This is a genomic window from Mycobacterium sp. NGS15 (genome assembly GCF_059813245.1).
The window spans coordinates 399,233-424,822 of the sequence record NZ_JCALEF010000004.1; the positions used below are offsets into that span (position 1 = coordinate 399,233).

Sequence of the window (25,590 nt, forward strand, 5' to 3'; positions counted from 1 at the left end):
ATGCCTATTTCAGTTCGTTCTCGGCCTCTGCAAGCGCCGCGAACTCCTCGTCCGGGGAGTTTGCGACCAAACGGTGACGGCTATACAACCCAAAATACGCCATAAACAGGATGAATACGCCGAACGTGGCAAAAGCCGCGGTGGTATCGACGATGAACGTCGCCACCACCGCGGCGCAGGCGATCAGGAGGGCAAACCCGCTGGTGACGATGCCCCCCGGGGTGCGATACGGCCGCTGCATATCCGGCTCGCGAACGCGCAGCACAATATGGCTCACCATCATCAGCACATAGCTCAGCGCCGCGCCGAACACCGCCATATTAAGCAACATCGCACCTTTACCGCTGAGCGACAACAGGAATCCGATGATTCCCGGCACGATCAGCGCCAGCACAGGAGCCTTACGGCCATTGGTGACCGACAACCCGGTCGGTAGGTAGCCTGCCCGGGACAACGCGAAGGTCTGCCGACTGTAGGCATATACGATGGAAAAGAAGCTGGCGATGAGTCCGGCCAGCCCGATGTAATTGACCGCCTTGGCCACCGTGGTGTTTCCCAGCGCCTCGACCAAGGGATTCCCGGACTGCCCCATCGCTTCGGCACCGCCCGCCCCGGGCACCAGGATCAGCACGGCCGTACCGGTGACGACAAGCACCAGCATGGCCATCACGATGCCGCGCGGAATGTTCTTTGCGGGATCGCGGGCTTCCTCGGCGGCCAGTGGCACGCCCTCGATCGCTAGGAACAACCAGATCGCGAACGGCACCGCCGCCCAGATTCCCAGATATCCGTAGGGCAGGAATGCCGATGCACCCGTGGCCGTTTCATCGACGGGAATGTTGGTGAGGTTGTTTGCGTCGAATCGGCCGACGGCTCCAATTGCGAAGGTGACGAGGCCGACAAGCGCGATCCCCGTGATGATGAACATCGTCCGGAGCGCCTCGCCCGCACCGCTGAGGTGGATGCCGATGAAGATCGCGTACACCGCCAGATAGATCCACCATCCATCCTTGAGGCCGAACAGGTGCAGTGATTCGACGTAGCTTCCGATAAAGGTGGCAATCGCGGCCGGCGCTATCGCATACTCAATGAGAATCGCGGTCCCCGTGGCGAATCCGCCCCACGGGCCCATCGCGCGCCGTGCGAAAGTGTATCCGCCTCCTGCCGTGGGCAATGCCGACGACATCTCCGCCATGCTGAGTACCATCGACAGGTACATCGCGGCGATAACCACTGCTGCAATGGCCATCCCGCCGAAGCCGCCTTTGCTCAAACCGGTGTTCCAGCCCGCGTAGTCTCCGGAAATCACATAACTCACGCCGAGCCCCGCCAGCAGCACCCAGCCCGCGGTGCCCGATCTCAGCTGCCGCCGCGCGAGGTAGTCGGCACCTTCACGGTGTGATTGCACACCCGCATGATCAAACGGTGCTTCCGCAGGTGAACTGACGGCGTCATCGGGAGTTGACATCGTCCAATTGTGCGGCCGATGGCGTGCGCGCGTGCAGTAGACGCCAAGATTCGCCCTCCTGTTACGACCACGCAACAAACTGGGCCGCACGATGTCCGATCATCGCGATCGTTGCGGCCGGTCCCCGGCTGGGAATAGTGGGCATGATCGACCCGTCGATGACGAACAACCCATCGACTCCCCTGACGCGACAGTACTTGTCAACGACCGCATGCTTGTCCTCGTCATTGCCCATCGGGGCCGTTGCGCATAAATGCTGCGACGTGGACCACCGCGGCCCGCCGAATCGCCGTCCGTACAGTTCGGACACCAGACGCACTCCATCGCGCAAGCGATCCATGTCCTTGGTCTCACTGTCGTACCGCAAGTCGATGTACACCGGCACTGCGGGATCGGTCGAGCGCAGTTCAAGCCGACCGCGACACCGCGGTGTCATCAACGCGACGCCGATCTGCCGGGCATCCGCACCGTTCACCGACGTCCCGGCCATCGCCGCGAATCCGGTTGTATAGGGCCGTATCTCGATGCCCATCTGACGATCAGTGTGCAATACGGTATCCAGGACGGGATAGCCCTGCTGCCCCTGGTCGCCCGTGTCCAATACCCACTCCGCGTGGTCCATCACGCGGGTACCGACACCGGGCAGGTCGACAACGGGCTCGACGCCCACCGCGCGCAGGTCATCTGCCGGCCCGATCCCGGAGAGCAACAGCAGCTTCGCGGTCTCAATCGCCCCCGCACTCAATATGATTCGGTCGGCAGTCAGCGTCCGCACCGAATTCCCGACCGCCACCTGCACCCCGGTGGCGCGCCCGGTGCCGCAGAGCACCCGCAGCACACGGGTACCGGAGTACACCGCGAGATTGGGGCGCCAGCCCGCCCCCTCCAGATATGCGCGCGCGGGCCCAACCCGCATCCCACTGTCGATGTTGAGCGGTACCAACCCCACCCCGACGCCGGCCTTACCATTCAGGTCTGCCACCATCGGATATCCGCCCTTGAGTGCGAACTCCGCCAGTTCTCTTCCAGCGCTACTCTGTTCGTGCTTTCGCCCGATCGGTATAGGCCCTGACGAGCCATGCAACGGATCGTCCCGGAAGTCACGGTCTGTCTCCAGCGCGCGGAAATGATCGCGAACATCCACCCAGGCCCAGCCCGGCACCGACCATCCGTCGAAATCCGCGGGCCGGCCACGCACGAAGTAGCCGCCATTGATCGCGCCGGAGCCCCCCACCACCGATCCACGCACCAACTCGGCCTGGTCACCCGTGGACGTCAGAGTCGCCCAGTAGTAGGTGGCTATCCGGCTGTCGGGACCAATCGGAAGACGATACCCGTCACGTACGCCGTCCTCATCCGCGGAGGCCGCTGGGCCCGCCTCGACAAGCACCACCCGGAACGACGGATCCTCGGAAAGGCGCCCTGCCAGAATCGATCCCGCGCTTCCTGCACCCACGATGAGCGCATCCGCATGGATCGGCCTACTCAGGGCCGTAGTTCCGGTCGGAGCGCACCGAGATCGCGCTCCTGCACAATCCCCGACCACAGGCCAATCCCATAGGCGATGTCGTCGAGACGCTTCAGCAGTACGTACTCCAGCAGACCAATGCGATCATCGGGAGAGGCCGAGTTGTCGTTGCGCTTCATCCAATCCACCACGCCGTCGACAATCGCGGCCACCACGAGCACCTGGCGGCTGCGCCGCGACAGCGCAGCGGCCACCAGCGCCAACGGCCAGTAATGACGGCACAGCGCGGACGCAATCTGCAACGCCGCACCACCCACACCTTGGGCAGCGACCCGGACGACGTCCCGTGGTGGGGTATCCACCCCCCGCAGCGTCCGCGCCACGCGGCCCGCCGCCAGTGCGGCCATGCCCGCCGCGGCCAGATAGCCCATCCCTGAACCCACTGCTACGAGAATCCACACCAGCAGCGTCCACCGTGAGATGACCATCGGCGCCACCTTATCGGGATGACGCGTCGACAGCGGTGCCGCACTTCTTCCATAGAATGTCTTGCGCGCAAACCATTCTCGGAGGGTCAACCTGTGATCATGGGCCACGTGGGACACGGGTTCGTACCGAAGCCGTGACCCCGCCTCGATCAGCCGCCAGCACAGATCCACATCCTCACCGCACTGCAGCGACTCGTCGAATCCGCCGATCTCGTCGATCGCGGCCCGCCGAACCACGATGGCCGCGCTGGGCACATACGACACCGGGCCATATGGCACGACCGGCGCCTCACGAAGGCCGAGATCCAACGAGGACCTGACTGCTTCATACCGAGCAATCGCATTGTCGCTCAACACTAATCCAACAATCCGCGGAGCAACCAGAGCCACCGCGGGATCGCTGAAGTGCCCCAGCAGTCCCTCCAGCCAACCGCGCCTGGGCACCACATCCGAATCAAGGAACGCGACGAAGTCCGTGGTCGCCAGCTTCAGCCCGGTATTGCGGGCCGCCGCCGGACCCTGACTGTCGGTGTGCCGCACCACCCGCACGTCACAATGCATACCCTCCAGCTCGCACTCCACGATCGGAATGGTGGAACCGTCGTCGATAACGATCACGCGCATTCCGCGCAGTGCCCGCAGCAGTCTACGTAATCCAAAACCATTGTTACGGCATGGAATAACGACAGTCACGTCCCGATAGCCCGGGCCACTCGTGGGACGCGGGTGGGCGACGGTCGCATCCAGCAGCGTCCGGGCGAGCTGAGCGCTCGTCGCATCGCGTACCTCAAGCCGTCCGCCGGAAAGCAGCGTCCGCGCGGCAGGCGCCAGTCGCAGGAGCCGAGTCGGCGACCCACCCAGCAGCGCCGACCCCTCGTCGAGCACGCGAACCCGTCGATCCACCTGAACCGCGAATCCGTCGGGTAGCCGTCCGTGTGATGCGGACATGCCCTGCACCGCGTCGTCGCTCGTCGTCATACCAGCCGCCCGTCGGCATCAGGTAACCAACGGCGCACCGCGTGGGCGCATCGTCGGGTCATCGTCGCAAGCATCCGCGCGCCGTCCTGGCTGCTGGCAGTCGTCGGATCCCCGAGCACACCGATCGCGCTCACCGCCGCCACGCCGCCCGCACGCATGGGCGCCATCAGCTCGTGCAGCGGTGCCGAGTTTCCGGCGAGCACTTCCTCGCGGCGCACTGCATCCGGTGAAATATGTAGCAGCAGAGATGTTTCCGCATGTCCAGCGTGAGCGTCACCGCCTTCGACCGCGCACGCCCACCACGCGATATCGCGGCCCTCCGACCGCAGGAGCCGCACCGCGGAGACTGTCGCCTCGATATTGCCGCCGTGACCGTTCACGAAGACGATGCGTCGGCACCACTGCGTGGCCGACCTGCCGTACTCCACGAGGACCTGGGTCAGCGCCGCGGTACCGATCGAGATCGTTCCAGCGAAGGATTGATGTTCTCCGCTGGATCCGTACGCGAGGGCAGGGGCGAGAGCGATCCGGCCGGCGCCCGCATCGGAGGCCAGCATCTCCGCCGCAGCGGTAGCCACAGCATCGGCAATCCGGGTGTCGGTATCCAACGGCAAGTGCGGCCCGTGTTGCTCGGTTGAGCCGAGTGGGGTGAACAGCGTGATGGCCTCGTCTGCGAGCTCCGGAGAGATGGCGGTGCTCAAGACAGTCGGTACAGCCACCCGCCGATGGTAGGCCGAATTCACGCCAAATGCATCCAAAGTTGGCGCACCCAATTGAGGTCTTTACATCCTTGCTGGCCGTCGGCTTAGGTGCTGGGCGCTATTTCGCACCGATTGTCACGCCAGCCCCTGCCGCCACATCGACTCTGCCGACACCGTGTTCAATTCCCGATGCGCTGAACTAGTGCCGTCCGAGGCCGCGGGCAAATCCCTCCGGAACGAGAAGATCATCTGGGGACAGTTCGTGCACAGACTTCTTGCCAAGCCCCATCAGTGCCGAATCGATGCCGCCGCGCATGATGTCCAGGACATTTTCGACGCCGGCCTGACCCGAAGCCGCCAGGCCCCAGAGATACGCCCGTCCGATCATCACCGCACGCGCTCCAAGTGCCAATGCCTTGACGACATCGCTGCCCCGCCGGATGCCGCCATCCAGCAGCACCTCGACATCACCCCCGACGGCCTGTGCGATGCCCGGCAACGCACGGATCGAGGCGGGCGTTCCATCGAGATTGTTCCCGCCGTGATTCGACACCGAAATCGCCGAAACTCCGCAATCTACAGCCCTTTTAGCATCATCAATGCGCATGACACCCTTGAGCATGAATGGACCGTCCCATTGCTCACGCATCCATTGAACGTCGTCCCATGTCGGCGCCGGAGTTCCCATCCACTGCCCGTAGGCATCGAAGAAGGGCGGTCCGGCCTCGCCGCGGGCTGCCTGGTTGGGCACCCGCAAATCCGGAATGTTCATCTTCTTCCCGAACGACCACAGCCAGCCGGGCCTGGTGACCACTTCCGGCGCCAGCCGGATCATCGACCGCAGGTTCATCTTCTCGGGTATGGAAGGGCTACCCCAATCACGGCCGTGCGAAAAGCTCCAGTCAAGAGTGGCGATAAGGCCCACTGCACCAGCATCTTTCGCACGCTGAATGCGCTGAGCCACATCGTCACGCCCGCCTAGCCAGTAAATCTGGAAGTGCGTCTTCGGATTCGCGGCCACCACATCCTCGATGGGCTTGCTCGCGAAGGAGGACAATCCCATGGCGGTTCCACGCGCGGCGGCGGCCCGGGCCACCGCCACCTCACCGTCGGGATCAACGGCCTGAACCCCGGTCGGAGAGATCATCACCGGCAACGAGATTTCTTGCCCTAGAACAGTTGTCGACAGTTCACGGTCCGGCTGAATGCCGACGACGTGAGGCTCGAATCCGAGCTCTGCGAACGCCTCGACATTGTCACTGACGGTCAGCCCCTTTTCGCTGGCCGAGATTAGCGAGCTGTAGACGGACCTCGGCAGTCGCTTCTTGGCCCGCTGCTGGGCAATCGCGACCGTCTCGAACCATGTGTTGCGGGCCATCTACCGTCCTGCTCGTACGTTGGAAATGGGGTTCTCATCGCATGCGCGCGAGGGCGGCCGGCGCGTCAGGGTCAGGGCGACGGGGCCCCCGGACGGTCCGCGCTTGCCCTTCGAATGCGAGTGGTCGCCACTGGGTTTGGGCACCACGCGATCGGCGGCCAGGGCCGCCTCGCCATAGCCCTGCACGCACTCCGGGTCGGGTCCGTCCATCGGCAACCCGGTGAAGAACTTGGCCGCCATGCAGCCGCCCCGGCAACTGTCGTAATGCCCGCAACTGCCGCAGGCACCCGCGGACTGCGGCTCACGCAACTCGGTGAACAGCTGCGAGTGCTTCCACACCTCGTCAAACCCACCGTCGGACACCACATTACCGGCACGGAACCGGTCATGGATGGCAAACGGGCAAGCATAGACATCGCCCACTGGATCGATCAGGCACACCACCCGTCCAGCACCGCACATGTTCAGACCCGGCAAACCCCCGGACCCGTCACCGTAGGCCGACAGGTGAAAGAAGGAATCTCCCGTCAGAACCCGCTCGCCGTTGAGCACCAGCCAGTCGTACAGCTGACGCTGCTGCGCCGGGGTGGGGTGGAGCTCATCCCATACGTCGGCGCCGCGGCCGGAGGGACGCAGCCGTGTAATCCGCAGTGTTGCACCGTATTTTGCGGCCAGATCGGCGAAATCGTCGAGCTGGTCCACATTGTGGCGGGTAACCACCACCGAGATCTTGGCGTCCTTGAATCCGGCGGCGGCCAGGTTCTCCAGCGCCCGCACCGCCATGGCGAACGAGCCCGCACCGCGCACCGCATCGTTGACGTCGGCGGTCGCGCCGTCCAGCGAGATCTGTACATCGACGTAGTCGCTGGCGGCCAGTCGTGCCGCCACCTCCTCGGTGATGCGCACGCCGTTGGTCGAGAACTTGACCCCTACGTGATGCTCGGTCGCGTAATCCACGAGCTCCCAAAAGTCTGATCGCACAGTGGGTTCGCCGCCGCCGATGTTCACGTAGAACACCTGCATGCGTTCGAGCTCGTCGATGATGTCCTTGCACTGCTCAGTGGACAGCTCACGCGGATCGCGCTTGCCCGATGACGAGAGGCAATGCACACAGGACAGATTGCAGGCGTAGGTCAGCTCCCAAGTGAGGCAGATGGGGGCATCCAGCCCCTGCTCGAACTGATCCACGAGTCTCGGAGCCGCAACGCCGGCGACATCCAGCCTCGGAGCCGCAACGCCGGCGACATCCAGCCTCGGAGCCGCAACGCCGGCGACATTCAGGCGGGGTACTGCGGGAGCACTCATCGGGCGTCCTCTCGGGTCACGATCATCTTTGAATCCGCCAGTACCGCCAGGGCCTGCTGGTAAACGGCAATCTGATCGTCCTCGACACCAGCGGCCCGCCAAGCATTCTCGGCGCTGCTGTGTTCGGTAAGGGATTGCACGATCTGCAGCAGAGTGCGGTTCTTCAGGAAGGACAGCTTGCGGGTGCCGAAGTGGTAGAGCAGCGCCCCGAACGGCTCCGGACGCAACGACACCTGGGGGTGCAACTGCCAGGGCCGGGTCCAATCGAAACCGGCGGGCGCCTCGTCAATCATGGCGCTCATCGAGACCGGGCGTCTCAGTAGACGCCGCACATCCCGTCGATCGATACCTCTTCGACCAGCGATTCCTGCACCAGTTCGGTGTCGGTGGTCTGTCCGGCGACAGTGGTGGGCTCGGCCATCTGTTCACTCCCTTGTGAGTCTGGACTGTGGCAACGATCACGATAATAATGGCATCGAGTGCAGAAAGGGAAGAGGGTGTCAGGAAATGGCGGAGTTCTCGGTATGAATGCGCAGCCGGCGCGCGTAGGACGACGCCCTTCCACAACCCGGGACGAGATCACCGCGGTTGCCATGGCTCTGTTCACGCAGCGCAGCTTCGACGAGGTCAGCGTCGACGACATCGCCGCGGCGGCAGGCATCGCCCGGCGCACGGTCTTTCGGTACTACAGCTCCAAGAACGCAATCGTCTGGGGCGACTTCGATTCTCACCTGGAGGTGATGCGTGCGCTGCTGGATGAAACTCCGGACACGGTGGACATCAGCACCGCGCTGCGCCAGGCGCTGTTGACATTCAACGACTTTCCGGTCGACGAAACGCCGCGGCACCGCATGCGGATGAGGCTGATTCTGGAGGTCCCGGCGCTACAGGCATATTCGATGCTGATGTACACCGGCTGGCGCGATGTCATCGCACAGTTCGTGGCCAAACGCAGCGGGGCAGATCCCACTGCTCTCTTGCCGCAGACCGTCGGCTGGACACTGCTAGGCGTGGCGCTCGCCGCCTACGAACAATGGCTCACCGACGAAGCGTCGATCCTTACCGCACTACTCGGCAAGGGCTTCGACGCCGCCGAGGCGGGGCTGCGAGCCCTCGGCTAAATCTCGCTACTCCAGTACCTCGGCGATGGGCGTACCCGCCGCAATCTTGGCCCGCATCTTCATCACCGGACCAGCCATCCCGCAGCCGACGACGCCGGTCAGCACACCATCGCGCTCCAGGTAGGCCAGGAACTTGCGACCGTCATCAGAGATGAGATGCACGGTGTCCGAGCTCCCCAGATGACCGAGCGACTGAATCTTCACGTCGTACTGATCGCTCCAAAAGTACGGCACCGCAGCGGTATTAGCTGCGGGCTCCTGGCCAAGCAACGCCGGTACGAGCGCGCGAACCTGCTCGGCGACATTGCTCCAGTGCTCCACACGGCTGGGACGCCCGGTGGCGTCGGCCCACGCGGCGACATCACCCAGCGCCCAGACATGCGGGGTACCGGTGCGACCGACGGTATCGCACACCACCCCGTTGTCCACCTCGACACCGGACCCGTCCAGCCAGTCTGTGGCGGGCCGGCTCCCGATCCCCAGTACGACGAGATCGGCGTCCAGCCGCGTGCCGTCCGACAGCGTGACGGACCGGACTCGCTCCTCGCCCTCCACGGCGTCCACTCCGAGGCCCACTCGAACATCCACGCCCTCGTTGCGGTGCAGCCGGGCGACCAAGTCACCGAGCTGCTGACCGATCGCAGCCAGCAGAGGGGCCGGTTGCGGCTCCACGAGAACCACCTCAACCCCGTTGGCCCGCAATGTGGACGCAACCTCACATCCGATGAATCCGGCTCCGACAATCACCGCGCGCCGCGCCTTCGCGGCATCTCCCCGTAACGCGAAGCTATCGTCGGCGGTCCGCAGGACGTGAATGCCGTCCAACTCGGGGAAAGCAGGAATGCGCCGGGGAACGAGGCCGGTCGCGATGATGACCTCCCCGTACTGCACCGTGCTTCCGTCATCCAGAGCGACCGTGCGGCCGGCGGGGTCCAATGCCACTACCCTCGCGCCGAGTCGCAGCTCAATCTGCTTCTCGTCATAGAACTCTCGCGGCTTGAGCACGACCGCGTCGATCGTCTTCTCCGCGTCACGCAGCACATCCTTGGACAGCGGCGGGCGATCGTAGGGCAGATGAGCCTCGCTACTCACAATGGTGATCGGCCCGGTGAACTCCGCGCGGCGCAGCTGCTCGGCGGTTCGCACCGCGCCCAGTCCACCACCGATGATCAGGACACCATGCTCTGCGTCGCTCCCAGTCGCATCACTCACGGTCTACTTCATACACGACTGGACATGCGCGGTGTCAGGCCTATCGCCCGCGCCTCCTACCCCTGGACCTGCGCTCGGTCCACCAGGTTGGAGAGCACCACGATGCTCTCGGTGCGGTCGATGTCCCCACTGGCGCGGATGCGCTCCAGCGCGCGCTCGAGATGCTGAATATCGCGAGCCAGCACACGCAACATCGCGTCGGAGGTTCCGGTCACCGTCGCGGCGCTCACCACCTCGGGAATATCGATCCACGCCCGCCGCAGGGCTTCCGGGGTGATGGTGCCCTGGCAGTAGACCTGAACGTAGGCCTCGGTGTTCCATCCGACCGCAGCGCGATCCACCACGGTGGTGAAGCCCTTGATCACCCCCGTCGCGACCAGGCGATCGACACGACGCTTGACGGCGGGGGCCGACAGGTTCACCTCCTCGCCGATCTCGGCGAACGTCGCTCGAGCATTACGCATCAACAGCGTCACGATCCGCTCATCGGTGGCATCGAGCTCGGCCATCCACCATCCTCCTCAGGCGATCCAACCCGTTCACGCAATAGAATGCCAAATTAGCGATGTAGACGCAATAGACCGCACTTGACTAGACAACGTATGGAGATTGATTGCGATAATCGCCTCTCATACGCTCACCACATGACCGTTGTGCACGAGGGTGGACACCCGGCCGGCTCCCCGACCCAGCAATCAGACAGAACACCGACGACGCGTCACTACGTGATGGTGGCGCCGACCTATTACACCGTCGAATACGCGATCAACCCCTGGATGGACGTATCCAATCCCGTCGACCCGGCACTGGCGCTCGCTCAATGGGATGCGTTGCGCGCCACCTACGAACGCCTCGGCCACACAGTGGACATCTTGCCCGCCGTCGCAGGCTTGCCGGACATGGTCTACGCGGCCAATGGCGGAATCGTGTTACGGGGCAAAGCTGTTGTCGCACGATTCACGCACGCCGAGCGCGCGGGTGAATCCGCCGCACATGCCGAATGGATGCGTGTACATGGACTGCGCCCCATGCATTCTCGCTACACCAACGAGGGACAGGGCGACTTCCTCCTGGCTGGCGATATTATGTTGGCAGGCACGGGTTTTCGGACCGATATCAGGTCGCACGTCGAGGTCTCACGGATGCTCGATATTCCTACCGTGACGCTCGAACTCGTCGATCCACGGTTCTATCACCTGGACACCGCGCTGGCAGTGCTGGATCCGCAAACCGTGGCGTACTACCCGCAGGCGTTCAGCGAGGCCTCGCAGGCCAAGCTGCGGTTCATGTACCCCAACGCGATCATCGCGACTTCCGACGACGCCTACGTGCTCGGGATGAATGCGGTCTCCGATGGTCGCCACGTCATGCTGCCGGCGGCGGCGACCGGATTCGCCGAACAGCTCCGTGACGCCGGATTCGAACCGGTCGGCATCGACCTTTCCGAACTGCTCAAGGGCGGCGGATCGGTGAAATGCTGCACACTGGAGCTGCACTCGTGACCGCGATGGGCCACGTGGGCGAAGAACGTCACGCACTGCCGGAACAGGCGCCCGGTATGACACCCCATTCATACAAGAGTTCCGAGTACATCGAGCTGGCCGAACAGTACGGTGCACACAACTATGCGCCGTTACCGGTTGTCGCTCACCGCGCCGAGGGCGCCTGGATCGAAGACGTGGACGGCAAGCGATATCTGGACTGCCTGGCTGCCTACTCGGCGGTGAACTTCGGCCACGGGAACCCCGAGATCCTCGCGACGGCGCACGCACAGCTCGACATGGTGACCCTGGTAAGCCGAGCGTTTCATTCCGATCGTCTCGGCAGGTTCTGCCGCGATCTCGCCCGCCTGTGCGGCAAGGGCATGGTGCTGCCGATGAATACCGGCGCCGAGGCCGTGGAGAGCGGCATCAAAGTCGCCCGCAAGTGGGGCGCCGATGTCAAGGGAGTGTCCGCGGGACAGGCCAATATCGTGGTGGCACACAACAATTTCCACGGTCGAACCATCAGCATCGTGAGCTTTTCCTCCGACCAGACGGCGCGCGGCGGGTTCGGCCCGTTCACCCCCGGGTTCCGCGTCGTCCCGTTCGGCGATATCGCCGCCCTGGCGCGGGCGATCGACGACAACACCGTCGCGGTCCTCCTCGAACCCATTCAGGGCGAGGCCGGCATCGTCATCCCGCCCGACGACTATCTGCCAGCGGTTCGTGCAATGTGCACCGAGAACAATGTCCTGTTCATCGCCGACGAGATCCAGGCCGGGCTGGCGCGCACCGGCACGATGTTTGCGTGCGACCACTGGAACGTGGTCCCGGACGTGTACCTGCTGGGCAAGGCGCTCGGCGGTGGCGTGGTCCCGGTCTCCGCTGTGGTTGCCGATACCGATGTGCTCGGCGTGCTCCATCCCGGCGAGCACGGCTCCACCTTCGGCGGAAATCCGTTGGCCACGGCCATCGGTTCTACCGTCGTGGCAATCCTGGAGCGCGGTGAGTTCCAGCGCCGGGCAACCGTCCTAGGCGGGCACCTGCGAAGGCGTCTCGACGCGCTGATCGGCCACGGCGTCACCGAGGTGCGTTCACTGGGGTTGTGGGCCGGGGTCGACGTCGATCCGAATCTGGCAACCGGAAGACAAATCAGTCTGCGCATGGCAGAGTGTGGCGTCTTAGTGAAGGACACGCATGGCGCGACTCTCCGGTTTGCACCACCCCTTGTCATCACCGAGGACGAAATCGATTGGGCAATAGACCAGTTCGTTGATGCGCTGGCCAAAAGCCGGTAGGTTTCGTCCGGCCACAGGAGGCACTATGGCACCCTCGTCACCCAGCCTTGCCCAACAGCTGCTGCGGCGCCGTCCCACGTCCGGGGCGCCCACCGCGCACGGCGCCGGCGGGCATCTGAGGCAGTCGATGGGGATGTTCCAGCTCACCATGATTGGCGTCGGCGCCACGGTAGGCACCGGCATCTTCTTCATCTTGGCCGAATCCGTGCCCAAGGCGGGCCCCGCGGTAATGGTCTCGTTCCTGGTCGCGGGACTCGCCGCGGGACTCGCCGCGCTCTGTTACGCCGAATTGGCCTCCGCGGTACCGGTATCGGGCTCTTCGTTCTCCTACGCGTACACCACCTTGGGCGAGCTGGCAGCGATGGTGGTGGCCGCCTGCCTGCTGCTGGAGTACGGCGTGTCAGCGGCCGCGGTAGCGGTGGGCTGGAGCCAGTATCTCGACAAGCTTTTAGTCAACGTCTTCGGAACCCATCTGCCGCATGCGATCAGCGCCGCCCCGTGGGATAACGCCGACCCCGGGATGCCGCATGCCTGGCTCAACCTGCCCGCGGTGGTCCTAATCGTCATGTGCGCAATCCTTCTCATCCGCGGGACAAGTGAGTCCGCACTGGTGAACACGGTCATGGTGCTGCTCAAACTCGCCGTGCTGACCGTGTTCGCGATCATCGCGTTTACCGCGTTCCAGGCGGGCAACTTCTCCGACTTCGCACCGTTCGGTGTCAGCGGCATCGGCGCCGCGGCGGGGACGATCTTCTTCACCTATGTCGGCTTGGACACCGTGTCCACCGCGGGCGAGGAAGTGAAGGACCCGCAACGGACCATGCCTCGCGCGCTCATCGCCGCGCTCCTGATTGTCACCGCCTTCTACCTCGTGGTTGCCCTTGCCGCGCTGGGTGCACAGCCGTGGAGGGAGTTCGAGGGACAGTCCGCGGGCCTGGCCCTGATTCTGGATAAGGTCACCGGAAGCACCTCTGCCAGTACGTTCCTCGCGTTGGGCGCGGTTATTTCCATCTTCTCGATCACCCTGGTGTCGATGTATGGCCAGACCCGCATTCTGTTCGCCATCGGCCGCGACGGTCTGCTGCCATCGGTCTTCGCCCAAGTCAACCCCCGCACGCTGACGCCGGTGAATAACACGATCATCGTGGCAATCGTCGTGGGCCTCATGGCCGCCTTTGTGCCCTTGAACAGCCTCGCGAACATGGTGTCGATCGGCACGCTCACGGCATTCATCGTGGTATCGATCGGCGTCATCATTCTGCGGGTGCGAGAGCCCGAGCTACCGCGCGCCTTTCGTGTCCCCGGCTACCCGGTGACACCGGTCCTGTCGGTCATCGCCTGCGGCTACATTCTGTTCAGCCTGCCCTGGATCACCTGGATCGCATTCGGATCCTGGGTTGTCGTGGTGCTGGCGTTCTACCTGGTGTGGGGCCGGCATCACAGCGCGCTGAACGACCTTCCCAGCGAACCAGCCGAATTGATTGAGGAGCCGGTGCGATGAGGCGCCCACGAGTGGGTCGTACCCCCAGCTTGCGGGAAGAGCGTCAGATATGACCGTCGTCGTCGGATATCTCTCGGGCAAGGGCGGCAAGGGCGCCCTGCACCTGGCTGTCGAATCTGCCCGCGTCCTGGAAACCTCGCTGACTGTCACCACGGTGGTGCCCAAGCCCTGGACCACTCTGTCGAAAGCCAAGATCGACGCCGAGTACGCCCAATGGGCACAGAAGCTATCCGAAGATTCGAAGTCCGAAGCCGCCGCATATCTCGAAAAGATCAGCGCTGGAATAGATGTCACGTTCCACAACGTGGCGCATCGGTCGGTGTCCGGCGGGCTGTTGGAAGCCGTCGAGGCATCCGATGCGGACGTGCTCGTCGTTGGCTCCGCCTCGGAAGGAAGTCTCGGACAGGTGGTGCTGGGCTCAACCGGTGACCGGCTGTTGCACTCCTCCCCCGTCCCGCTGGCCATCAGCCCCCGCGGCTATCGCGGCTCGAAGGCCGGCACGGTCAGCCGGGTCACCTGCGGGTACCCCGGCACCGAGGACGCGGTTGATGTTGTGCAACAGGCGGTTCGACTGACCCGGCGCCTGCACGCGCCATTGCGTGTGGTCACCTTCGCGGTGCGCGGACGCACGATGCTGACCGCCGGTGTTGGCCCCGAGGCCGAGGACGCGGTCCTCGCCAGCTGGGTCACCCAGTCCGAGGATGCTCTGGCCGCGCTGCGCCACGAGGGGATTCTCGAAGCCGATGTGGAGCTGAAGGTCGTCACCGGCGACAGCTGGGATGACGCGCTGGACAACGCCGAATGGCTCGACGGCGAGCTACTGGTTCTCGGCAGTCGCCCGCACAGCACCGTCGCCCGCGTCTTCCTCGGATCCCGCGCAACCAAGATCGTCAGGCACAGCCCGGTGCCCGTCGTGGTGATGCCGGGCTAATACGTCAGGTGCCCCTTGTCCACCGGCACCTGCGCGCCGGCCAATGTGCCCGACGCATCCCCCGCCAGCCACAGCACCACATCGGAGATCTCGTCAGGCTCGAGCATCTTGGTGGGCGACAAGGGCATTGGCGCAATACTCGGCAGGTAGTTGGGGTGCTCGGCCAGCAGCTTCATCATGGCGTCACCGGTGATCATCGGCGTGGTCACTCCATACGGATGGATCGAGTTGACCCGGATCCCGTATTCGGCAAGTTCGATCGTCAACGACTTGGTGAGCCCCGTCAGGCCGAATTTCGAGGCAACGTAGGCGCCGTTACCCGGGGTGCCCTTGAGCCCGGACACCGAGCTCACGATCACGATCGAACCACCGTTGCCGGCGGCAATCATTGTCGGTACAACAGCTTTCACGGTCTTCCAGGTGCCGGTGAGATTGGTGTCGATGATGTCTTCCCACTGCCGGTCGGGCATCTCCCACAACCGGCCCCAGCTGAGTACTCCCGCATTGGCGATCAGGATGTCGATGTGCCCGAACTGGGCGACAGCCTCCTCAACCACGCTCTGCAGCGCTGCACCGTTGCGGACATCTGCCTGCTCGGCGATGATCTTGCGCCCGGCGGCCTCGACCAGCCGCGCGGTCTCCTTGAGGTCTTCGGGAGTGGCGGCGTCATACCCCGCGTACTCCGACACGGGGGCACAGACGTCGATCGCGACAATGTCCGCGCCGGCCTGGGCCAGCCGCACGGCGTGCTGGCGTCCCTGGCCACGAGCCGCACCGGTTACGAAGGCCACTTTTCCGGACAAGGTCTGATGGGCCGGCTGATCCGCCATGTCTGCTCCTTTGCAATCGACACCAGGCTAGCAGCCGTTCTAGAACGTGTTCCAGATTGAGGACCGCTCAGCGGGCGGGAAAGAAGCACGCCTAGAGGTCGCTGAGGATCTCCGCACGTTTGGTGTTGTACTCGGTCTCGGATACCAGGGATGCGAGCTTCAGCCGATCGAGCTCGGCAAGTCGGTCGGCCACCGAAGCAGTGGATGTGGGGTGGGCAGAGGGTGCCTGCTCGGCTCCCTCCGTCTTGGCCAGGATTGCATCGATCTGTTGTCGGACAACCGGATTCGAGCGGATGTCCACCACGCCGTCGGTGCCGATTCCATTGGCCTTGAGAACCTTCATGATCTCGAAGAGCGGGCCGGACTGCCCGGTGAGGTCATACTCGCGGCCCTGCGACGAGCTGGTGAACTTGGCCGGTACCTGACCGTTGAGCAAAGCACTGCGCTGCCAGTCGATCTGAAACTGCTCGGTGCCTGGCGCGACGAGCACGACGAGCTTGCCCCGCGAGAGGGCCGGTACCTGCAGCACCGACACGCGCGTTCTTGTCTCGGCACGGAACGGACTGATCCCGTCGCCGTGTATCTGCAGCGTCAGCTTGATCACCGGCTGATCATTAACCCGCATCCCGGTCTCATCGGCCGCCACCACATCGGCAAGCGCGAGAATACCGTTGGCCTCCAATAACTTGCGCGCCTCGTCGGTCCTGGTGAATATCAGTGTCAACACGAATGCCAACACCACGATCCCGATGGTGATACCGACACCGCTATACAGCATCCAACTCGTCGCAGGTTCGTCGATCACGTAATACATCACGATGAATATCGGCCCGACGATCCCGCAGAGCAGCGAGAAGGCCAGGGTCTTCAGAAAGCGCGCGACCACGTTCATGGCGTTCATCATCCACCACCCGTGCGGCATCTTGTGCGGGATCTATCCAGCCCCTAATATTGGCAATAGATGTTGTCAACGATGCCGGCATCGCCCGACAGGAGGCATACGCATGCCCAAGCTCACCGCCACCGATCACTCGTCAGCGCGTGATCCCCACCCGTACGACTACTACCGCCGGCCAGGTATGGACCTACGCCCAATTCCCGCGGGCAAGAACGATTTCGGTTGGATCTGGCGCTACTGCCGACACACATTGTTCGACAACTGGTTCGATGTCGAAGACGAAGTCACCCCGACGCCGCTGACTCGCCTGTTCGATGACCACATGTGGCAGGGCGACGAGCTGATGGATGCCGTGGTGGCTATGTTCGACCGGATGGGCTCCCAGCGGGCCCGCCCGTTGTTCGAGCAGGCCATCACCGAAGGCATCGATTCCCTGGACGACCCACCCGATGAGCTGCGTGCACTCTTGGAGGATGCGTATCGGGTTCCGGAATGGTGGGACCCGGCCAAGGCGGAGCGGGGAAGAGTCCGCTTGAACCAGATGGCGGCACCCACCGTGCTCCTGATGGCGTCGTTCGGAGTCTTCGACACCGTCATGAACTCTGACGTGTCGGCCACCACCGGCGCCTCCGGCCGGTTCCGCGACCAAGGCCAGCAACGACTCCTGGAGACGGCGCGCTTTTTCGCTGCACTGCGCGACCGTGATGCCATGCGTCCCGGATCGCCACAGATACAGATGACCCTGCGCGTGCGCCTCGTGCATTCGTTGGCCCGCAAGGGGCTTCGCGCAGCGTGGGGAGCGGAGAACTTCTCCGACTTTGGCGCGCCCATCTCCAACTCATCGATGTGCGGATTCATCGAAGCCGAATCACTCGGGCAGATGCTCATTGAGCATCGGTTCGGCCGGCCCTGCACCCTCGCCGAGCTGGATGACGCGTGGCACTACATGACGCGATGGGCACTGCTTTTCGGTATCAACGAGGAACTGTGTCCCAAAACCGGGACCGACGCCATGCACAATCTCGACTACCTGCTGGCGCGCTCCGGTGATGCCTCACGCTGGCGCGTCGAACTCGTCGAAGTCCTCTCGGCGCTGCCCTCGGCAGTCATTGCCCCACTACCCCTGCCGCGTCTGCGCAAGTTACTCAGCGACCTGATGTTCGTGGCAGGCATAGGAGCGCCGGGCTGGGTCCTCATGGGGCCCGAGGCAATGGATGAATTCGTCCGTGGCACAAGCTATGAACGGCTACCCCGACAGCTCCCCGGACGGGCCCTGCAGGCCGCGATGTCGGTGAGCGCGCGCGTGGCGGCGATCCGCGATCGAGTACCCGGCACACAGGTGGCACGCAGGATTGTCTACGGGACCCTGCTGCCAAACCCCAGCGCGGTGCTGAATCCGGCGTTCGGCATTCTCGAGAAGCTCAACAAGGTCAGCTCGACGTACACGATGCACGACACCAACACTTCTGGGCATGCCTTCGCCCGCTAGGTCGCAATGTCAGTACTTGTAAGCCGCCGCCGGGCGGCCTAATATTGACAATGCACGTTGTCAATGATGTCGACGTCAACACTCCAGGAGGCGCCGGATGCCTGAGCTCACCGTGGTCGACGCACCACCGTCAGACGGTCCGCACCCGTTCGACTACTACTTCCGCCCGGGAATGGAGCTACGTCCGATTCCCCAGGGCAAGAATGAATTCGGCTGGATCTGGCGACACTGCCGGCATTACTTGTTCGACCCTTGGTTCGATGTTGAGGACGAGGTAACTCCCACGCCAGCCACTCGCCTGTTCGACGATCACATGTGGCAGGGCGACGAGCCGATGGACGCCGTCGTGGAGCTGTTTCACGAGCTCGGGTCCGCTCAGGCCCGGGCATTGTTCGAACAGGCCGTCGAGCACGGCATCGACAGCCTGGACGATCCCCCCGAGGCGCTACGGATACTGTTCGCCGATGCCTACCGCGTGCCGCAGTGGTGGGATCCGGCCAAGGCGGAACGGGGTCGACTGCGGGCACGCCAGGTGACGACCGCGACCACCGCGGTCATGGCCACCTTCGCGGTGTTCGACACCGTCATGAACTCGGATGTGTCGGCAGCCACCGGAGCCACTGGCCGGTTCCGTTATCAGAGCGCCCAGCGGCTGGCTGAGACGAATCGGTTCTTCTCGATGATCTTCGACCGTGACGGATTAGCGCCCGGCTCCGAACAAATCAAGCTGACCATGCGCGTTCGATTGGTGCACTCACTGGCCCGACGGGGTCTGCGGAGTGCGTGGGGCGAAGACAATTTCGCCCAGTACGGTGCTCCCATTTCCAACGCCTCCATGTGTGGATTCATCGAGGCCATGCTCGGGGCACTCCTCGTCGACTACCGCCTCGGAAGATCTTGCACGCTCCGGGAAATCGACGATGTGTGGCACTACTTGCTGCGCTGGGCGCTGATGTTCGGCGTCACCGAAGACCTGTTGCCGCGGACCGGTATCGATGCCATGCGCAATCTCGACTACCTGCTGGCCCGCTCCGGTGATGCGTCACGCTGGCGCGTCGAGCTGATCGAAGCACTGGCCACGGGCATGTCGGGCGCGCGCACCGGACCCGTCCGGCGCCTCTTCGCCGAGGTGCTCGCCGGACCCGGCTCCATGCTGATGGGACCGGCGGCGATGGACGAATTCTTCCAGGGCACAACCTTCGAAGGCGTCAACCATCGTCTCTCGGGCTGGCTGTTCGGCAGGGCGGCCACGGTCAACGCCAGCGCGTCCGCGGTTCTCGATCGGCTGCCCGGTATCGGCCTGGTGCGCCACCGGCTGGACGCCTTCAACCCCAATCCCAGTGCGGTGAACAATCTTTTGTCCGAGTTGATCGAGAAACGCGCCAAGGTGGCCTCGACATACACGATGCACGACAACAACACCTCCGGACACGCATTCGCCCGCTGATCAGTGCCGCCGAGTCTGCATCTCACGACGGAAAGTGGCCGGAAAACGTCGTGAGTCGCAGACTCGATGCTCCCGCCACAACGAAAACGGCGCCCACCCCGAAGGGTGAGCGCCGTTTTCTTGGCGTCTTTTAGATCACTTGTGGATCTTGGTCACGCGGCCGGCGCCGACGGTACGGCCACCTTCACGAATCGCGAAACGCAGACCCTCGTCCATGGCCACCGGCTGGATCAGCTTGACGGAGATGTCGGTGTTGTCACCGGGCATAACCATCTCGGTGCCCTCGGGCAGTGTCACCACACCGGTCACGTCCGTGGTACGGAAGTAGAACTGCGGGCGGTAGTTGTTGAAGAACGGCGTGTGACGGCCGCCCTCGTCCTTGGACAGGATGTAGACGCTGCCGTCGAACTCGGTGTGCGGGGTGGTGGTGCCGGGCTTGACCACAACCTGGCCACGCTCGACATCCTCACGCTTCACACCGCGAACCAGCAGACCAACGTTGTCGCCGGCCTGGCCCTGATCGAGCAGCTTGCGGAACATCTCGACACCGGTGACGGTCGTCTTGGTGACGGTGTCCTTGATGCCGACGATCTCGACGTCCTCGTTCACGTTGATCACGCCACGCTCGACGCGGCCGGTCACCACGGTGCCACGACCGGTGATGGTGAACACGTCCTCAACGGGCATCAGGAACGGCTTGTCGGTCTCGCGAACCGGGTCCGGGATCGACTCGTCAACAGCGTCCATCAGATCGCCAACGGTCTTGGCCCACTCGGCGTCGCCCTCGAGCGCCTTGAGCGCCGAGACGCGAACCACGGGAGCGTTGTCACCGTCGAAGTCCTGGCTGCTCAGCAGCTCCCGGACCTCCAGCTCGACGAGCTCAAGGAGCTCCTCGTCGTCCACCATGTCGGACTTGTTCAGCGCGACGAGGATGTAAGGCACACCCACCTGACGGGCGAGCAGCACGTGCTCACGCGTCTGCGGCATCGGGCCGTCGGTCGCGGCGACTACCAGGATCGCACCGTCCATCTGGGCGGCACCGGTGATCATGTTCTTGATGTAGTCGGCGTGGCCGGGGGCGTCGACGTGCGCGTAGTGACGCTTCTCGGTCTGGTACTCCACGTGAGAGATGTTGATCGTGATACCACGAGCCTTCTCTTCGGGAGCATTGTCGATCTGGTCGAAGGCAGATGCTTCGTTCAGAGTGGGGTACTTGTCGTGCAGCACCTTGGTGATTGCCGCAGTGAGAGTGGTCTTGCCGTGGTCAACGTGACCGATGGTCCCGATGTTGACGTGCGGCTTCGTCCGCTCGAACTTCGCCTTCGCCACTGTTGTGTCCTCCTGGACTTTCTGTTGTCTCTGAGACTTTCTCAGAGACAAGGGTTTTCATTTTGCCTAGCGGACTCACTCGCGCAAGTCCGAATGGGTTGTGAGCTTTCGCTACTCCCCAGTCGCCTTCGCGATGATCTCCTTCGACACGTTGGCCGGAACTTCAGCGTACGAGTCGAACACCATGGAGTAGTTAGCCCGGCCCTGGGTCTTCGACCGTAGGTCGCCGACGTAGCCGAACATCTCCGACAGCGGAACCTGTGCCTTGACGACACGTGCACCGCTGCGCTCCTCCATAGCCTGGATCTGGCCACGGCGGGAGTTCAGGTCGCCGATCACGTCACCCATGTAGTCCTCGGGTGTGGTGACCTCGACAGCCATGATGGGCTCCAGGATGACCGGCTGTGCTTGTCCGGCAGCCTTTTTGAATGCCTGGGAACCCGCGATCTTGAAGGCCATTTCCGACGAGTCAACGTCGTGGTACGCGCCGTCGAGCAGCGTCACCTTGACGTTCACCAGCGGATAGCCGGCCAGGATGCCGTACTGCATCGCGTCCTGCGCACCGGCATCCACCGACGGGATGTACTCGCGCGGAACGCGACCACCGGTGACCTTGTTCGCGAACTCGTAGGTGGCGCCGTCCTCGGCATCCACCAGCGGTTCGACGGAGATGATCACCTTCGCGAACTGGCCCGAGCCACCCGTCTGCTTCTTGTGGGTGAACTCGACCTTCTCCACCGCGCGGCGGATGGTCTCGCGGTAGGCCACCTGTGGCTTCCCGACATTCGCCTCGACCTTGAATTCGCGGCGCATGCGGTCCACCAGGATGTCCAGGTGCAGCTCGCCCATGCCACCGATGATGGTCTGGCCGGTCTCGTCGTCCTGCTTGACCTTGAAGGTCGGGTCTTCCTCGGCGAGCTTCTGGATCGCGGTGCCCAGCTTTTCCTGATCGCTCTTGGTCTTGGGCTCGATGGCCACCTGGATCACCGGATCCGGGAAGGTCATGGACTCCAGCACGATCTGGTTGCTCGGGTCGCAGAGAGTGTCACCGGTGGTGGTGTCCTTGAGACCGATCGCGGCGTAGATGTGGCCGGCACTCGCCGAGTCCACCGGGTTCTCCTTGTTGGAGTGCATCTGGAACAGCTTGCCCAGACGCTCCTTCTTGCCCTTGGTGGAGTTGACCACCTGGGTGCCGGAATCGACCTTGCCCGAGTACACGCGGATGTAGATCAGCTTGCCGAAGAACGGGTGGGTGGCGACCTTGAATGCCAGCGCGCTGAACGGCTCGTCGGTAGACGGCCTGCGCTGAATCAGCTCGTCCTCCTTGCCGGGGACGTGGCCGGTGACCGACTCGACATCCAGCGGCGACGGCAGGTAGTCGATGACGGCGTCGAGCATGGGCTGCACGCCCTTGTTCTTGAACGCACTGCCGCACAGCACCGGGTAAGCCTCGGAACTGATCACCAGCTTGCGGATCGCACCCTTGATCTCGTCGATGGTCAGCTCTTCGCCGCCAAAGTACTTCTCCAGCAGCACCTCATCGGTTTCAGCGACGGCTTCGAGGAGCTTCGCGCGGTACTCGTCGGCCTTCTCGGCCAGCTCGGCCGGAATCTCGACAACCTCGTACTGCTCGCCGAGCTTGGTCTCGCCACGCCACACCTTGGCGTTCATCTCGACCAGGTCGATGATGCCCTCGAAGTCGTTCTCGGCACCGATCGGCAGCTGAATGGGCAGCGCACGCGCACCGAGGCGGTCCTCGATGGTCTTCACCGTGTAGTAGAAGTCGGCGCCCAGCTTGTCCATCTTGTTGACGAAACAGATACGCGGCACGTCGTAGCGGTCGGCCTGACGCCACACCTGCTCGGACTGCGGCTCCACGCCCTCTTTGCCATCGAACACCGCCACGGCACCGTCGAGCACACGCAGGTTGCGCTCCACCTCAACGGTGAAGTCGACGTGTCCCGGGGTGTCAATGATGTTGAGCTGGTTTTCTTTCCAGTACGCGGTCGTCGCGGCGGACGTGATGGTGATGCCGCGCTCCTGCTCCTGCTCCATCCAGTCCATGGTGGCTGCGCCGTCGTGGACCTCACCGATCTTGTACGTGATACCGGTGTAGAAGAGGATGCGCTCGGTCGTGGTGGTCTTGCCGGCATCGATGTGCGCCATGATGCCGAAGTTGCGGACCTTGTTCAGGTCGGTCAGCACTTCCTGTGCCACAGAAGTTTCCGCTCTTTCGCTTCGGATGGGGGATGGACGAACTGGGCGGGCCTCGCCGTGAAGTGAGGCCCGTCAGATCACCAGCGGTAGTGCGCGAACGCCCGGTTGGCCTCGGCCATCTTGTGAACATCCTCGCGACGCTTCACCGAAGCACCCAGACCATTGCTGGCATCCAGGATCTCGTTCGCCAGACGCTCAATCATGGTCTTTTCGCGACGTGCCCGCGAGAAGCTCACCAACCAGCGCAGGGCCAGGGTGGTGGAGCGATCGGGACGGACCTCGACCGGCACCTGGTAAGTGGCGCCACCGACACGGCGGCTGCGCACCTCAAGGGCAGGCTTGACGTTGTCCATGGCGCGCTTGAGGGTGACGACCGGATCGGTGCCAGTCTTGTCGCGGGCCTGCTCCAGTGCGCCGTACACGATGCGCTCGGCGATGGACTTCTTGCCATCGAGCAGCACCTTGTTGACCAGCTGGGTCACCAGCTGCGAGCTGTAAACCGGGTCGTTGACCAGGGGGCGCGACGGCGCGGGTCCCTTGCGTGGCATTAGCTCTTCTCCTTCTTGGCGCCGTAGCGGCTGCGAGCCTGCTTGCGGTTCTTGACTCCCTGGGTGTCCAGCGAGCCGCGGATGATCTTGTAGCGCACACCGGGGAGGTCCTTCACACGACCACCGCGCACGAGCACCATCGAGTGCTCCTGCAGGTTGTGACCCTCACCCGGGATGTAGGCAGTGACCTCCACCGCGCTGGTCAGCCGCACACGGGCCACCTTCCGCAGCGCCGAGTTCGGCTTCTTCGGGGTGGTGGTGTAGACGCGGGTGCAGACGCCACGGCGTTGCGGGCTGCCCTTCAGGGCCGCAGTCTTCACCTTAGCGATCTTGTCCCGGCGACCCTTACGGACCAGCTGGTTGATGGTTGGCATGTACCGGCTTTCTGTTTCTCTCTAGCTACGTCTAACTACGTACGTGGGCTCTAGCGTCGCGAGCCCGTCAAAAGGCCCTGTTGTCCTGCAGTTCTCGCCCATATCGGTATCCCGAGGCCGGGCGTGTCGCACACACCGCGGACGCGAAGAAAACTCCTTCACCCTCTGGGCATGCGAATTGACCTGGCGCCCTATCTGACCCCCACCGAGTACCTCAGCGGTGGCCATTGGCCAGGCACAGCGCCCTACCATACCAGGGCTGATCACGGTGAGACAAACTCGCCTACCAGCGACAAAGCGCAGGTCATCGGCGACTCACCACTGCGCGGGCAACATGCCGGACTGAGCGGCCCGCTCTTCGCGCCGAGCGCTCATCGGTGCGGTCTGCTCTTCGCGCCGAGCGCTCATCGCCGCTCGGCCAGACCCGACGCAAAGCGGTGCACCATCTCCGTAAATGCGATGTCGGGATCCATCTCGATGCCCGCCATGAAGCCCGTCATCTCCAGCATGACGAACCCGTGCATCGCGGCCCACATCTCAACGCCCGCATGAAAGGCCGTGTCCTCGTCAAGCCCGTAGACACCGATGGCCTCGGTCGCGGGTTTGGCCAATTCGCGTGCGTCGATAGTCGGACGGTTCACGTCGTCCAAAAACGGCATCCGGGTCAGGGCGGCATATCTGCCCGGATGGTGGTGCGCGTAGCTGCGGTACGCGCCGGCCATGGCCAGGATTGCGTCCTCGCTGGTACGGCCCGAGCTCACGGTGTGCAGCATGCCGACAATCTCGACCAGCACGCGGTCGCGCACCTCGTGGCGCAGATCATCGAGGCTATCCACATGGTTGTAGAGCGATGGCCCCTTCGTACCCAACTCGACGGCCAACGCGTTGATGGTCAGCGCGTCCCAGCCGGCCCGGTCGAGAAACGACAGTGCGGCGTTGACAACGGTGTCGCGGTTGAGCCGCGTTGCCCGCGCAGGATTTCTGCGGTGCGCGGTTGCGGGCTCGGTCGTCACGTCTGGCCGCCTTCGGGGGTGAGTCGTTCTAGTTCGGTGCTATCTGGTGCGGCCTCCTACGCAGATGGCCTGATATGACCCTATCTCTCCCCACCACCACCTTTGCGTTTGTCCG

24 protein-coding genes are annotated in these 25,590 nt (G+C 63.8%); 7 read left to right on the forward strand and 17 right to left on the reverse strand.

Annotation, left to right across the window (positions count from 1 at the left end):
• Nucleotides 1-4: 4 nt before the first annotated feature.
• The 8 genes from eat to mftA all read right to left on the reverse strand — a co-directional run bounded on the left by eat (nucleotide 5) and on the right by mftA (nucleotide 8,207).
• Nucleotides 5-1,468, reverse strand: a complete 1,464-nt coding sequence (eat, locus tag AC5Y5C_RS13065) for an ethanolamine permease (protein ID WP_499972654.1) — start codon at nucleotides 1,466-1,468, stop codon at nucleotides 5-7.
• A 61-nt stretch (nucleotides 1,469-1,529) separates the two neighbouring features.
• On the reverse strand, nucleotides 1,530-2,945 hold the full coding sequence (gene mftG, locus AC5Y5C_RS13070) for a mycofactocin dehydrogenase MftG (protein WP_499973201.1): 1,416 nt from the start codon (nucleotides 2,943-2,945) through the stop codon (nucleotides 1,530-1,532).
• Nucleotides 2,946-2,953: 8 nt separating this feature from the next.
• Entirely contained in the window at nucleotides 2,954-4,402 is a 1,449-nt protein-coding gene (mftF, locus tag AC5Y5C_RS13075) for a mycofactocin biosynthesis glycosyltransferase MftF (RefSeq protein ID WP_499972658.1), read from the reverse strand.
• Nucleotides 4,399-5,145, reverse strand: a complete 747-nt coding sequence (gene mftE, locus AC5Y5C_RS13080) for a mycofactocin biosynthesis peptidyl-dipeptidase MftE (protein ID WP_499972662.1) — start codon at nucleotides 5,143-5,145, stop codon at nucleotides 4,399-4,401. The genes mftF and mftE overlap by 4 nt, the downstream gene beginning before the upstream one ends.
• Before the next feature lie 157 nt (nucleotides 5,146-5,302).
• Nucleotides 5,303-6,481: a pre-mycofactocin synthase MftD gene (gene mftD, locus AC5Y5C_RS13085; RefSeq protein ID WP_134081794.1), complete on the reverse strand. Its 1,179-nt coding sequence runs from the start codon at nucleotides 6,479-6,481 to the stop codon at nucleotides 5,303-5,305.
• Nucleotides 6,482-7,786, reverse strand: a complete 1,305-nt coding sequence (gene mftC, locus AC5Y5C_RS13090) for a mycofactocin radical SAM maturase (RefSeq protein WP_499972666.1) — start codon at nucleotides 7,784-7,786, stop codon at nucleotides 6,482-6,484.
• On the reverse strand, nucleotides 7,783-8,088 hold the full coding sequence (gene mftB, locus AC5Y5C_RS13095; RefSeq protein ID WP_499972668.1) for a mycofactocin biosynthesis chaperone MftB: 306 nt from the start codon (nucleotides 8,086-8,088) through the stop codon (nucleotides 7,783-7,785). Before mftB ends, mftC begins: the two co-directional genes overlap by 4 nt.
• A gap of 14 nt (nucleotides 8,089-8,102) precedes the next feature.
• Entirely contained in the window at nucleotides 8,103-8,207 is a 105-nt protein-coding gene (mftA, locus tag AC5Y5C_RS13100) for a mycofactocin precursor MftA (protein ID WP_030096679.1), read from the reverse strand.
• Nucleotides 8,208-8,310: 103 nt separating this feature from the next.
• On the opposite strand from mftA, the gene mftR reads away from it, so the two are divergent.
• On the forward strand, nucleotides 8,311-8,907 hold the full coding sequence (gene mftR, locus AC5Y5C_RS13105; RefSeq protein ID WP_499972670.1) for a mycofactocin system transcriptional regulator MftR: 597 nt from the start codon (nucleotides 8,311-8,313) through the stop codon (nucleotides 8,905-8,907).
• A 6-nt stretch (nucleotides 8,908-8,913) separates the two neighbouring features.
• Here the strand turns inward: mftR and AC5Y5C_RS13110 are convergent, their stop codons facing one another.
• Together AC5Y5C_RS13110 and AC5Y5C_RS13115 are read right to left on the reverse strand one after the other, a co-directional pair.
• The gene (locus tag AC5Y5C_RS13110) at nucleotides 8,914-10,119 is read right to left on the reverse strand and encodes an NAD(P)/FAD-dependent oxidoreductase (RefSeq protein WP_499972671.1); all 1,206 of its coding nucleotides are present in this window, start codon (nucleotides 10,117-10,119) and stop codon (nucleotides 8,914-8,916) included.
• A gap of 56 nt (nucleotides 10,120-10,175) precedes the next feature.
• A complete protein-coding gene (locus AC5Y5C_RS13115; RefSeq protein WP_030096676.1) occupies nucleotides 10,176-10,628 on the reverse strand; it encodes an Rv2324 family transcriptional regulator in 453 nt (150 codons plus the stop codon).
• A 135-nt stretch (nucleotides 10,629-10,763) separates the two neighbouring features.
• Between AC5Y5C_RS13115 and ddaH the strand changes: the two genes are divergently transcribed.
• Genes ddaH through AC5Y5C_RS13135 form a run of 4 tightly spaced genes read left to right on the forward strand, consistent with a single transcriptional unit; the run spans nucleotide 10,764 to nucleotide 15,330 of the window.
• Nucleotides 10,764-11,621: a dimethylargininase gene (gene ddaH, locus AC5Y5C_RS13120; protein WP_499972673.1), complete on the forward strand. Its 858-nt coding sequence runs from the start codon at nucleotides 10,764-10,766 to the stop codon at nucleotides 11,619-11,621.
• Nucleotides 11,622-11,677: 56 nt separating this feature from the next.
• Nucleotides 11,678-12,898 carry an ornithine--oxo-acid transaminase gene (gene rocD, locus AC5Y5C_RS13125; protein WP_499972674.1) on the forward strand — a complete coding sequence of 407 codons (1,221 nt, stop codon included), beginning with the start codon at nucleotides 11,678-11,680 and terminating at the stop codon, nucleotides 12,896-12,898.
• 25 nt (nucleotides 12,899-12,923) lie between these two features.
• Nucleotides 12,924-14,399: an APC family permease gene (locus AC5Y5C_RS13130; protein ID WP_499972676.1), complete on the forward strand. Its 1,476-nt coding sequence runs from the start codon at nucleotides 12,924-12,926 to the stop codon at nucleotides 14,397-14,399.
• A gap of 49 nt (nucleotides 14,400-14,448) precedes the next feature.
• The gene (locus AC5Y5C_RS13135; protein ID WP_499972677.1) at nucleotides 14,449-15,330 is read left to right on the forward strand and encodes a universal stress protein; all 882 of its coding nucleotides are present in this window, start codon (nucleotides 14,449-14,451) and stop codon (nucleotides 15,328-15,330) included.
• Here AC5Y5C_RS13135 and AC5Y5C_RS13140 read toward each other — a convergent pair.
• Both AC5Y5C_RS13140 and AC5Y5C_RS13145 read right to left on the reverse strand, forming a co-directional pair.
• Nucleotides 15,327-16,160: a mycofactocin-coupled SDR family oxidoreductase gene (locus tag AC5Y5C_RS13140; RefSeq protein ID WP_499972679.1), complete on the reverse strand. Its 834-nt coding sequence runs from the start codon at nucleotides 16,158-16,160 to the stop codon at nucleotides 15,327-15,329. The genes AC5Y5C_RS13135 and AC5Y5C_RS13140 overlap by 4 nt on opposite strands.
• Before the next feature lie 91 nt (nucleotides 16,161-16,251).
• Nucleotides 16,252-17,052 (reverse strand): hypothetical protein, encoded by an 801-nt coding sequence (locus AC5Y5C_RS13145; protein WP_499972681.1) that lies wholly within the window; start codon nucleotides 17,050-17,052, stop codon nucleotides 16,252-16,254.
• Nucleotides 17,053-17,164: 112 nt separating this feature from the next.
• Between AC5Y5C_RS13145 and AC5Y5C_RS13150 the strand changes: the two genes are divergently transcribed.
• Nucleotides 17,165-18,547, forward strand: a complete 1,383-nt coding sequence (locus tag AC5Y5C_RS13150; protein ID WP_499972682.1) for an oxygenase MpaB family protein — start codon at nucleotides 17,165-17,167, stop codon at nucleotides 18,545-18,547.
• A gap of 97 nt (nucleotides 18,548-18,644) precedes the next feature.
• Nucleotides 18,645-19,994: an oxygenase MpaB family protein gene (locus tag AC5Y5C_RS13155; protein ID WP_499972684.1), complete on the forward strand. Its 1,350-nt coding sequence runs from the start codon at nucleotides 18,645-18,647 to the stop codon at nucleotides 19,992-19,994.
• 135 nt (nucleotides 19,995-20,129) lie between these two features.
• Here the strand turns inward: AC5Y5C_RS13155 and tuf are convergent, their stop codons facing one another.
• The 5 genes from tuf to AC5Y5C_RS13180 form a co-directional block, all read right to left on the reverse strand.
• Entirely contained in the window at nucleotides 20,130-21,323 is a 1,194-nt protein-coding gene (gene tuf, locus AC5Y5C_RS13160) for an elongation factor Tu (protein WP_078288431.1), read from the reverse strand.
• Nucleotides 21,324-21,434: 111 nt separating this feature from the next.
• Entirely contained in the window at nucleotides 21,435-23,540 is a 2,106-nt protein-coding gene (gene fusA, locus AC5Y5C_RS13165) for an elongation factor G (protein WP_499972687.1), read from the reverse strand.
• A 77-nt stretch (nucleotides 23,541-23,617) separates the two neighbouring features.
• Nucleotides 23,618-24,088: a 30S ribosomal protein S7 gene (rpsG, locus tag AC5Y5C_RS13170; protein WP_070938491.1), complete on the reverse strand. Its 471-nt coding sequence runs from the start codon at nucleotides 24,086-24,088 to the stop codon at nucleotides 23,618-23,620.
• Entirely contained in the window at nucleotides 24,088-24,462 is a 375-nt protein-coding gene (gene rpsL, locus AC5Y5C_RS13175) for a 30S ribosomal protein S12 (protein ID WP_003929602.1), read from the reverse strand. The genes rpsG and rpsL overlap by 1 nt, the downstream gene beginning before the upstream one ends.
• 404 nt (nucleotides 24,463-24,866) lie before the next feature.
• Nucleotides 24,867-25,475 (reverse strand): TetR/AcrR family transcriptional regulator, encoded by a 609-nt coding sequence (locus AC5Y5C_RS13180; protein WP_499972690.1) that lies wholly within the window; start codon nucleotides 25,473-25,475, stop codon nucleotides 24,867-24,869.
• Between the last annotated feature and the right edge of the window lie 115 nt (nucleotides 25,476-25,590).